General features: G+C 63.8%; 10 protein-coding genes. 8 read left to right on the top strand and 2 right to left on the bottom strand.

From position 1 onward, the window contains the following. From JQ624_RS37495 to JQ624_RS37465, 7 genes are all read left to right on the top strand, one after another. The coding region (locus JQ624_RS37495) for a SufD family Fe-S cluster assembly protein (RefSeq protein ID WP_212423888.1) at positions 1–180 on the top strand (180 nt) is incomplete at its 5' end. A gap of 124 nt (positions 181–304) precedes the next feature. Further along, the gene (gene sufC / locus JQ624_RS37490; RefSeq protein ID WP_212423887.1) at positions 305–1,057 is read left to right on the top strand and encodes a Fe-S cluster assembly ATPase SufC; all 753 of its coding nucleotides are present in this window, start codon (positions 305–307) and stop codon (positions 1,055–1,057) included. An 11-nt stretch (positions 1,058–1,068) separates the two neighbouring features. Beyond that, entirely contained in the window at positions 1,069–2,394 is a 1,326-nt protein-coding gene (gene sufD, locus JQ624_RS37485; protein ID WP_212423886.1) for a Fe-S cluster assembly protein SufD, read from the top strand. Then, positions 2,391–3,638, top strand: coding sequence for a cysteine desulfurase (locus tag JQ624_RS37480; protein ID WP_212423885.1), 1,248 nt, complete (start codon positions 2,391–2,393; stop codon positions 3,636–3,638). The genes sufD and JQ624_RS37480 overlap by 4 nt, the downstream gene beginning before the upstream one ends. After that, positions 3,635–4,006 (top strand): SUF system Fe-S cluster assembly protein, encoded by a 372-nt coding sequence (locus JQ624_RS37475; RefSeq protein ID WP_025589839.1) that lies wholly within the window; start codon positions 3,635–3,637, stop codon positions 4,004–4,006. The genes JQ624_RS37480 and JQ624_RS37475 overlap by 4 nt, the downstream gene beginning before the upstream one ends. A gap of 67 nt (positions 4,007–4,073) precedes the next feature. Beyond that, positions 4,074–4,478, top strand: coding sequence for an iron-sulfur cluster assembly accessory protein (locus tag JQ624_RS37470; RefSeq protein ID WP_212423884.1), 405 nt, complete (start codon positions 4,074–4,076; stop codon positions 4,476–4,478). Between the two features lie 26 nt (positions 4,479–4,504). Further along, the gene (locus JQ624_RS37465) at positions 4,505–4,954 is read left to right on the top strand and encodes a TfoX/Sxy family protein (RefSeq protein ID WP_212423883.1); all 450 of its coding nucleotides are present in this window, start codon (positions 4,505–4,507) and stop codon (positions 4,952–4,954) included. A 7-nt stretch (positions 4,955–4,961) separates the two neighbouring features. Here JQ624_RS37465 and JQ624_RS37460 read toward each other — a convergent pair whose 3' ends face one another. Together JQ624_RS37460 and JQ624_RS37455 are read right to left on the bottom strand one after the other, a co-directional pair. Then, a complete protein-coding gene (locus tag JQ624_RS37460; protein ID WP_212423882.1) occupies positions 4,962–6,029 on the bottom strand; it encodes a GGDEF domain-containing protein in 1,068 nt (355 codons plus the stop codon). A gap of 129 nt (positions 6,030–6,158) precedes the next feature. Then, on the bottom strand, positions 6,159–7,676 hold the full coding sequence (locus JQ624_RS37455; RefSeq protein WP_212423881.1) for a DEAD/DEAH box helicase: 1,518 nt from the start codon (positions 7,674–7,676) through the stop codon (positions 6,159–6,161). 383 nt (positions 7,677–8,059) lie between these two features. On the opposite strand from JQ624_RS37455, the gene JQ624_RS37450 reads away from it, so the two are divergent. Beyond that, positions 8,060–9,562 (top strand): caspase family protein, encoded by a 1,503-nt coding sequence (locus JQ624_RS37450; protein ID WP_212423880.1) that lies wholly within the window; start codon positions 8,060–8,062, stop codon positions 9,560–9,562. Positions 9,563–10,098 lie beyond the last annotated feature (536 nt).

The raw sequence follows: 10,098 nt of genomic DNA, 5'->3' as shown, positions 1-10,098 counted from the left end.
ACGTCAAAGATCTCCGAGGACGTGCTGTTCTATTGCATCCAGCGCGGCCTCAGCCAGGAAGAAGCGGTCGGCCTCGTGGTCAACGGCTTCGTGAAGGACGTGCTGCAGCAACTGCCGATGGAGTTCGCGGTTGAGGCGCAGAAGCTGATCTCGATCTCGCTCGAAGGTTCGGTTGGATAGGCCTCATCCTGAGGAGGTTGCGCAGCGGCCGTCTCGAAGGATGAGAGGAAAGATTGTGGGCCACGTCCTTCGAGACGCGCCTGTCGGCGCTCCTCAGGACGAGGGGTAAAAACGGAAAAACGAAATGTCATTGCTTGAAGTGAAAGACCTGAAAGTCCGCGTCGAGGATCGCGAGATCCTCCACGGGCTGACGCTCACGGTGAACCCGGGCGAGGTGCACGCGATCATGGGGCCGAACGGCTCCGGCAAATCGACGCTCTCCCACGTCATCGCGGGCAAGCCGGGCTATGAAGTCACCGGCGGCGAAATCCTGTTCAGGGGCGAGAACCTCTTGGAAATGGCGCCGGACGAGCGCGCCGCCAAGGGCGTATTCCTGGCGTTCCAGTATCCGGTCGAGATTCCGGGCGTTGCGACCATGACATTCCTGCGCACCGCGCTCAACGCCCAGCGCAAGGCGCGTGGCGAGAGCGAGTATTCAACGCCGGACTTTCTGAAGAAGGTGCGCGAGGTCGCAAAGTCACTGAACATTCCGCAGGACATGCTCCGCCGCGGCGTCAATGTCGGCTTTTCCGGCGGCGAGAAGAAGCGCAACGAGATCTTGCAGATGGCGCTGTTCGAGCCGGCCGTCTGCATCCTCGATGAAATGGATTCCGGTCTCGACATCGACGCGCTGCGCGTGGCGGCCGACGGCGTCAACGCGTTGCGTTCGCCCGATCGTGCGATGGTTGTCATCACCCACTACCAGCGGCTGCTCAATTACATCGTGCCTGACTTCGTGCACGTGATGTCGAAGGGCCGGGTCGTCAAAAGCGGCGGCAAGGATCTGGCGCTGGAACTCGAGGCTTCCGGCTACGCCCAGTTCGAAGACGCGGCCTGACAGGTATTGTGATGAATTTGGCTTTGGCAAAGAACGAGACCGGACGCGCGCTCAGCGACAGCTTCGCCGTCGCACGCGACCGGCTGCCGGGCACCGGCAAGGTCGCCGAGGCGCGAAGCGCCGCCTTCGAAGCCTATGACCGCGTGGGCCTGCCGCACCGGCGGATCGAGGACTGGAAATACACCGATCTGCGCGCGCTGATGCGCGACGTGCTGCCGCTGGCGCCTGCGCCGGACGCCGCCGCGCTGGCACGGGCCGCTGCGGCGGTGAAGCTGCAGGCGATCAAGGGCGTGCGCCGGCTGGTGCTGGTGGATGGCGTGTTCGCGCCAAAACTTTCCGAACTGGATGGGCTTGAGAAGGGATTGACCATCCGCACCCTGCGCGAGGTGCTGGAAGCCGGCGACGCCGCACTGCAGGCGCAGCTATTCACGCCCGATGTCGCCAATCCGATGGTCGCGCTCAACAGCGCGATGATGACCGACGGCGTGGTGATCGAGATCGCCAATGGCCTCGTGCTGACGCAGCCTCTGCATGTCGTTCATATCGCCAGCGGCACCGCGCCTGCGGCGATGTTCACCCGCTCGCTGCTGCGCCTCGGCAAGGACGCCGGCGCGACGCTGGTCGAGAGCTACATCGCGGCCGATGGTGCGACGGCCTATCAGGCCCACGACTCGTTGATCGTTACGGTCGGCGACAACTCGCGGCTCGACCAGATTCGCCTGATCGAGGACATCAGCGAGGCCTTTAATATTTCTTCCGCCGTGATCACGCTGGGCGCGCACGCGCACTTCAACACGTTCGGTATGACCTCGGGCGCTGCCGTCAGCCGCTATCAGGCCACCATTGCCTTCGCCGGCGAGGGCTCCCGGGTCGAGACCAACGGCGTCAATCTGCTCAATGGCCGCCAGCACGCCGACACGACACTGTTCATGGACCATGCGGTGCCGCATTGCGCCAGCCGCGAGGTGTTCCGCGCCGTCGCCGACGACCGCGCCCATTCGGTGTTCCAGGGCCGCATCGTCGTGCGCCCGAATGCGCAGAAGACCGACGCCAAGATGATGACGCGGGCGCTGCTGCTGTCCGACGAGGCCGAGGCCGACAACAAGCCGGAGCTCGAAATCTTCGCCGACGACGTCACCTGCGGCCATGGCGCCACCACCGGCGCGCTCGACGAGAGCCTGCTGTTCTACCTGCGTGCCCGCGGCCTGTCCGAGAAGGAAGCCCAGGCGCTGCTGATCCAGGCCTTCGTGGGCGAAGCCATTGAATCGATCGTCAACGACGATCTGCGCGAATTCGCGATTGCAGCCGCGCAGCGCTGGCTGGAGGCACGGGGATGACAATGCATCCGGCGGTTTCCAACGGTGCATATGACGTCGCCCGCGTGCGGGAGGATTTCCCCGCGCTGGCGATGAAGGTTTATGGCAAGCCGCTGGTCTATCTCGACAACGCCGCTTCCGCGCAGAAGCCGACCGCCGTGCTCGACCGCATGACGAAAGCCTACACGAGCGAATACGCCAACGTGCATCGCGGCCTGCATTACCTCGCCAATGCCGCGACCGAGGCGTATGAGGGCGGCCGCGCCAAGGTGGCAACGTTCCTCAATGCCGGGCGCCCCGAAGAAATCATCTTCACCCGCAACGCCACCGAGGCGATCAACCTCGTGGCGTCGTCCTGGGGCGAGCCCAACATCAAGGCCGGCGACGAGATCGTGATCTCCATCATGGAGCATCACTCGAACATCGTGCCCTGGCACTTCCTGCGCGAACGCCACGGCGCCGTGATCAAATGGGCGCCGGTCGACGACGAAGGCAATTTCCTGATCGACGAGTTCGAGAAGCTGCTGACCGATCGCACCAAGATCGTCGCGATCACGCAGATGTCGAACGCGCTCGGCACCATCGTGCCGGTCAAGGACGTGGTGAAGCTGGCGCATGCCCGCGGCATTCCGGTGCTGGTCGACGGCAGCCAGGCCGCGGTGCATCTGGCGGTCGACGTGCAGGACATCGACTGCGACTTCTACGTCTTCACCGGTCACAAGCTGTACGGCCCGACCGGCATCGGCGTGCTCTATGCCAAGCATGAGCACCTGGTCGCCATGCGCCCCTTCAACGGCGGCGGCGAGATGATCCGCGAAGTCGCCCGCGACTGGGTCACCTATGGCGACCCGCCGCACAAGTTCGAGGCCGGCACCCCGGCGATCGTGGAATCGATCGGGCTGGGCGCTGCGATCGACTACGTCAATTCGATCGGCAAGGAGCGCATCGCCGCCCACGAGCACGATCTCTTGACCTACGCCCAGGAGCGCCTGCGCGAAATCAACTCGCTGCGCCTGATCGGCACCGCGCACGGCAAGGGACCGGTGATTTCCTTCGAGATGAAGGGTGCCCACGCCCATGACGTCGCGACCGTGATCGACCGTCAGGGGATTGCGGTGCGCGCCGGCACCCATTGCGTGATGCCGCTTTTAGAGCGGTTCAATGTCACAGCCACCTGCCGCGCGTCGTTTGGAATGTATAATACCCGTGAAGAAGTCGACCATCTGGCACAGGCGCTGATCAAGGCGCGGGAATTGTTCTCATGAGTGATACGGCCGAAGTCAAAACCGCCAACATGGAAACCCAGTCGGCGCTGCCGCCGGAGGAGACCGAGCGGCTGGGGACCGAAATCGTCGCCGCGCTGAAGACGGTGTTCGACCCGGAAATCCCGGCCGACATTTACGAACTCGGCCTGATCTACAAGGTCGACCTCAAGGACGACCGCGGCGTCGACGTGACGATGACGCTGACCACGCCGAACTGTCCGGCGGCTGGCGAACTGCCGACCATGGTGGAGAACGCGGTCGCCAGCGTTCCCGGCGTCGGTGTTGTCAATGTGAACCTGGTGTGGGATCCGGCCTGGACGCCGGATCGCATGTCCGACGAGGCGCGCCTCGTCCTCAATATGTGGTGAGTTGCGTGAAGGCTTAACGGCTTTACGGGAAGATGACTGGCATTGATTTGCCGTTGGAAATGATCACATGACGAACATGACACCCGCTTCACCCACGCCAGCCGCCAAGCCGAAGCCACGGCCGCGCCCGCAGGTCATGAAACTGACCGAGGCCGCCGCGCAGCGGATTACGGAACTGACCAGGCGCGCCGATTCCGAAATCGTGGGCTTGCGCGTCGGGATCAAGAACGGCGGCTGCGCCGGCCAGTCCTACACGGTGGAATACGCCCATGAGATCCGCCCGACCGACGAAGTGGTCGAGGACCGCGGCGTGAAGATCCTGGTCGATCCCAAGGCGGTCTTGTTCCTGCTCGGCACCGAGATGGACTACAAGGCCGACAAGATGCAGGCCCAGTTCATCTTCAACAATCCGAACCAGGTCTCCGCCTGCGGCTGCGGCGAGTCGGTGCAACTGACGGCCGCGAAGGTTTAGCGACCGCATCGCCGGGGCGGTAAGCTATGGATCGCGATTTCCTGATCGATCTGTTTGCCGATTTCGGCCCGGTCACCATCCGCCGGATGTTTTCCGGCTACGGCATCTCCGCCGACGGCACCAACTTCGCGCTCGCGCTGCGCGCGGGGCTTTATCTTCGCGCCGATGAACAAACGATCCCGCAGTTCGAAGCCGAGGGATCGGCACCATTCCAGTACCAGACGCGGACCAAGACGGTCACTGTGAACTCGTACTGGCAATTGCCGGCGCGTCTGTTTGACGACTCCGAGGAACTGGCCGATTGGGCGCGGGCGGCGCTGGCGGCAGCGCAGCGCGCGGCGTTGCGCAAGCGACCGAAGGCGCGCAAGGCGGCGAAGCCGAAGGTTTCGAGCAAGGCCGCGAGCAAGCCGGCTGTTGACCGCAAGCCGGCGGCGAAGCGGCGCACAGCGAAGGCGGGGAAAGCGATGCGCCGGTAATTGGCGCTCAGGCGACCTGGCTGCGGGTCTCGGCGGCGTATTCGGGATCGACTTCGCAGATCACGCGGTTGCGGCCGTTACGCTTCGCGGCATACAGGCAGGCGTCGGCGCGCTCGATCAGCGAGTCCGTATCATCGTCCGGCTTCAGGATGGAGACGCCGACGGAGATGGTGACGCGGCCGAGAATTTCGCCGGTTGATTTCTTCTTCAACTCCTTCGCCATCACGGCGCGGCGGATATGGTCGGCGACCGTCAGGGCCTGGCGCAGCGCGGTGTTGGGCAGCACCACCGCAAATTCCTCGCCGCCATAGCGGGCGGTGATGTCCTGGCCCTTGATGGTCTGCTTCAGCGACATCGCAACCAGCCGCAGCACCTGATCTCCGGTGAGGTGGCCGTAGGAGTCGTTGAACGACTTGAAATGGTCGATGTCGAACATCAGGAGCGACAGCGGCTCGCCGCTCGCCAGCGCCGCCCGAACCGCCATGTCGATCGAGCGGTCGAAATATTTGCGGTTGCCCAGTCCGGTCAGCGGATCGGTCAGGCTCTCGGCGCGGATCGCCTCGAGGCTGTGCTGGAGATTGCTGATCTCGGTCTTTGACAGCGTAAGGCGATTCTCCAGCGCCTTGTTGGTTTCCTGCATCTCGCGGGTGGACTTCATCAGGGCTTCGACGACCGCCTTGATCTGATCGCGGTCCTTGGCATTCCGGAGTTTCTCGCTGGCGCCGCTCAGCGTGGCGTCATAGCTCTGCGACATGCCGAGTGCGTCCGTGATCAGCTTCATCACGTCGTCGATTTCGCCGATCACGCGTGCGCCGACCTTGTCGATGCGGTCGGAAGTCTTGATGTGCGAGAGATAGGTTTCGTAGATCTGTTCGAGATCGGACTCGCTCAGCCTGCCGTTGCGCGCCAGCGTCTCGTTGATGATCTTGTTGAGGGGGGCATTGTATCCGGTCGCGTAGACGTACCAGATTTCGTAATTGCGCGGGACGGCGGTCTGCCGGAGGGATTTGATCTGGCCCAACGCGACTTCGGCAAACGCCAAAGTGCGTTCGTGTTCGTCCAGCAGCTTGACCACTGATCCGTCCCCAATATCGAGCAGCGCCGCTCGTGCCGTGCCGCAATGATTAAATTATCGGCGGCAGGTTAATGGAGGAGAATGAACGGCCGGTAAACGGTTCCGGCCGTCGGATCGTGCCGAGTTCGTTCAGACGCGGGCGCGAACCGGCCGCAGCAGGAACGCCGGAAGATGCGAGTGATCGGCGGGCTCCGACTCAACGTCGCGCTGGGCACGCCGCGGCTCCGGACGACCGATCGAGGGCACGCGCGAGGGCTGTGCAGGGGCGGGTGGTGTGAAGGGTGCGGCCGCTGCCTGCGGCTGCGGGCCGGCACTGCGGCCGGCGCCCCTGGCATGCCGCGGTTCGCGTTCGCCGCCCTTATCGCTGCTGCGCTTGTCAGCACCCTTATCAATACCCTTGGCCGCTCGCGGCTCGCGCTCACGCCGCGGCTTGCGGCCGCCGCGCGAACCATCCCGGGAACCCTCGCGTGAGCGATGTTCGCGCGGCTGATCGCTCTCGCCGGACGAATCCGAGGGCACGGAATAATCGCCTTCGGCGGGGGGAATGTTTTGTCCGATCAGCCGTTCGATCGCAGCGATCGATTTGTTGTCGAGCGAGGTGACGATCGAAATCGCAGTTCCGGCGCGGCCAGCGCGTCCGGTACGGCCGACGCGATGCACATAGTCGTCGGCATGATGCGGCACGTCGAAATTGAAGACGTGGCTGACGGCGGGAATGTCGAGGCCGCGGGCCGCGACATCGGAGGCCACCAGCAACGGGATCTCGCCCTTGCGGAATTGATCCAGCGCTGCGGTGCGCGCCGACTGATCCATGTCGCCATGCAGCGCGCCGACGCTGAAGCCGTGCTTCTGCAGCGATTTGTAGACGACGGCGACCTCGCGCTTGCGGTTGCAGAAGATGATCGCGTTCTGAAGATCCTTGGCGTCGCGCAGCAGGCGGCGCAGGACCTCGCGCTTCTCGTGTACCTCGCGTCCGGAGGGGACCTGGAATTGCGACACGCCCACCGCGGTGGTCGCCGGCTTCGAGACTTCGATGCGCTCGGGATTGTGCAGGAAGGCTTCGGTGATGCGGCTGATTTCGGGCGGCATCGTCGCGGTGAAGAACAGGGTTTGCCGCGTGAACGGCACCAGCTTGCAGACCCGTTCGATGTCGGGGATGAAGCCCATGTCCAGCATGCGGTCGGCTTCGTCGATGACCAGCAGTTCGACGCCGGTGAGCAGCAGTCCGCCGCGTTCGGTGTGGTCGAGCAGGCGGCCCGGGGTAGCGATCAGGACGTCGACGCCGCGGGTCAGTTTGGTGTCCTGGTCGCCGAACGAGACGCCGCCGATCAGGAGCGCGACGTTGAGTTTCTGGCCGACGCCGTATTTGTCGAAATTCTCTTTCACCTGTGCCGCGAGTTCGCGGGTCGGTTCGAGGATCAGGGTGCGGGGCATTCGTGCCCGGGCGCGGCCCTTTTCCAGCATGGTGAGCATCGGCAGGACGAAGGCAGCGGTCTTGCCGGTGCCGGTCTGGGCGATGCCGAGAACATCGCGCCGTGCCAGAACGTGGGGGATCGCCTGTTCCTGGATGGGGGTAGGGGTCGTGTAACCGGATGCCGCAACCGCGGCGAGGACCTTATCGGAAAGGCCGAGATGGGAAAAAGACATTGAGCCTCTAGTCGACACCGCCGTTCGGAATCGAGGGTAAAAAGGCTGTCGCGTTTTGCCCCGAAACGGCGCGCTTTAGGAAGCTGGGGGCTCTGACTTACGCAGACGAGCGGCAAACCAGGGAATCGCGTTTCGATCCAAGGCCGCGTTGAGCCGGAACATAGGGGCGAAATGGCCAAAGTCAATCTGGGAACGGCCATATCGCCGAAAAAGCTTAATGTTCTCGCACAAATAACGGCCAAAACCGTCATTTGGCCGTCAAATCGAACCGCCGCATTCCTATTAACCGGGTCCATTGAACCGTGGCCATTGGGATGCCGACTATGGCATGAAGCGGCTTGGCACGGCCCAAACCAGGACCATTCGTGCGCTGGGGGAATTCGATGAAGGGTTGGCTTTCCAGGCTGCTCGCGGTGACCGGCTTTGCAGCGTGCATCGCGGCCTTTGCCGCGCCCGCGCAGGCGGAAAAGCGCGTCGCGCTGGTGGTCGGCAACAACGACTACAGGAACGTGCCCAAGCTGCAGAAGGCGGTCAACGACGCCCGCACCATGGGCGATACGCTCAAGCAGCTCGGCTTCACGGTGATGGTCGCGGAAAACCAGAACCGGCAGGCGTTCAGCCAGACGCTGCTCGCGTTCGACAAGTCGGTCGAGGCCGGCGACACCGCGTTCTTCTTCTATGCCGGCCACGGCTTTGAAATCGCCGGCCAGAATTTCCTGCTGCCGACCGACGTGCCGGCGGCGACCGAAGGCCAGGAAGAACTGGTGCGCGACGCCTCGGTCCTCGCCGACCGCATCATCGAGCGGCTGCAGAATAGGAAGGTGCGCACCGCCATCCTGGTGTTCGACGCCTGCCGCAACAATCCGTTCGAGCGCGCCGGCACCCGCGCCGTTGCCGGTGGCGGCGGTCTTGCGCCGATGACGCAATTGCCGGAAGGCGTGTTCTCGGTGTTCTCGGCGGGGCCGCGGCAGACCGCGCTCGACCGGCTCTCCAATGACGACACCAATCCCAATTCGGTTTTCACGCGAACCTTTGCCAAGGAACTGACGCAGCCCGGAGCCAACCTCGTTCAGGTAGCGCAGCGCACCCGGCGCCTCGTCAGCGAACTGGCGGAGACGGTCCGCCACAAGCAGATCCCGGTCTATTTCGACCAGATGGTCGACGACGTGTTTCTGAACGGCATCGCGAGCAAGGCGCAGCCCGAGGCGGCGGCGAAGCCCGCCGAGCCGCTGCAGAAGCTGGCGGCCTTGCCGCCGGTGCAGCAACTCAAGCCGCAGAACGATTCCGTGAACGCGCCGATCGCGATGTTCTCGCGCCACAATGGCGGCTGGACCGTGGTGTTCTCGATCGCCGATCCGACGCTCGGCATTTCCTGGCGGCTGGGGGAGGTCGGCGATTTTCGCGAGACCGGCTTCATGGATACGCTCGACCCGCGGACCCGCAAGCGGATGCCCAATCCGTCGGTCGAACTGCCGGCGGATGCGCCGGCGGCCATCATCCAGGTGCGCTATATCGACACCAATGGCGAATTGCAGGGCCCGTTTCCGATCCGTTTCGATCCGGAAGCCGCCCTGATCCGCGACCAGCGCAAGATCCTCGACATGACCGCGACGAGCTGGCTGTCGTTCCGCGAATTCAACGGCCTTCTGGTCTATTACACGCATCTGATGTCGTATCGCTGCGCGATCCGCGAAGTGCGCGTCGGCATCGACTCTACGGTGCCCGACAAGGTGCTGAAGATGCCGCCGTGCGATCCCCGGGACCCCAGCGTGATTCCGCACGATGCGACGCCGTATTTGAAGCTCGCGCCGCAGACCAGGTCGGTCTCGGTGGAATTGACCTACCGCGACGGCAGCGTGTCGGAGATCAAGAGTTTTCGGCGCTGATGGCTGCATCGGCGCCTCATGGTTCGAGACGCGCGGCGTTGCCGCGCCGCTCACCATGAGGGTTGTATCCGTCGCGCCGCAGTCTATCCACGTCATTGCGAGCGCAGCGAAGCAATCCATTTCACTGCTTGCGGAGGCGTGGATTGCTTCGTCGCTTTCGCTCCTCGCAATGACGGATACAGGGACGTCATGCCCCGCGAGGGCGGGGCATCCAGTACGCTGCGGCTCATCGGTTCAATGATTGACGTCTCTGGGATACTGGATCGTCCGCCGGAGCCTGTCATCGGGCGGCCATTCGGCCGACCCGTTGGTGGACGATGACAGGTGAATGTGTGTCGGCGTTCTCGCGACGCAAAGCGCCCGAGCTTTTCCATCAACCTTATTCCCCCAACGAGAGGGAGCAGGGAATGCCGGGTGCTTGCTGGACCCGCGGTCTCGTGTGCAAGAGTGGAGATAGAGGCGCACACGAGCATACAGGTACAGCCGGAGCACTCCGGCATTCCCTGCGCAATGGTTTGACGGCTTATGCCGCGCTC

Origin of the sequence: Bradyrhizobium sp. AUGA SZCCT0283, assembly GCF_018130385.1 — a bacterium.
In the GTDB taxonomy this organism is placed as follows: Bacteria; Pseudomonadota; Alphaproteobacteria; order Rhizobiales; family Xanthobacteraceae; genus Bradyrhizobium.
This window is presented reverse-complemented; position numbering and strand designations above follow the sequence as displayed.

What these genes read in the sequence shown, in the direction of transcription:
- sufC (WP_212423887.1), top strand. Translation starts at nt 305, where the DNA reads ATGTCATTGCTTGAAGTGAAAGACCTGAAAGTCCGCGTCGAGGATCGC.
- sufD (WP_212423886.1), top strand. Translation starts at nt 1,069, where the DNA reads ATGAATTTGGCTTTGGCAAAGAACGAGACCGGACGCGCGCTCAGCGAC.
- JQ624_RS37480 (WP_212423885.1), top strand. Translation starts at nt 2,391, where the DNA reads ATGACAATGCATCCGGCGGTTTCCAACGGTGCATATGACGTCGCCCGC.
- JQ624_RS37475 (WP_025589839.1), top strand. Translation starts at nt 3,635, where the DNA reads ATGAGTGATACGGCCGAAGTCAAAACCGCCAACATGGAAACCCAGTCG.
- JQ624_RS37470 (WP_212423884.1), top strand. Translation starts at nt 4,074, where the DNA reads ATGACGAACATGACACCCGCTTCACCCACGCCAGCCGCCAAGCCGAAG.
- JQ624_RS37465 (WP_212423883.1), top strand. Translation starts at nt 4,505, where the DNA reads ATGGATCGCGATTTCCTGATCGATCTGTTTGCCGATTTCGGCCCGGTC.
- JQ624_RS37455 (WP_212423881.1), bottom strand. Translation starts at nt 7,676, where the DNA reads ATGTCTTTTTCCCATCTCGGCCTTTCCGATAAGGTCCTCGCCGCGGTT.
- JQ624_RS37450 (WP_212423880.1), top strand. Translation starts at nt 8,060, where the DNA reads ATGAAGGGTTGGCTTTCCAGGCTGCTCGCGGTGACCGGCTTTGCAGCG.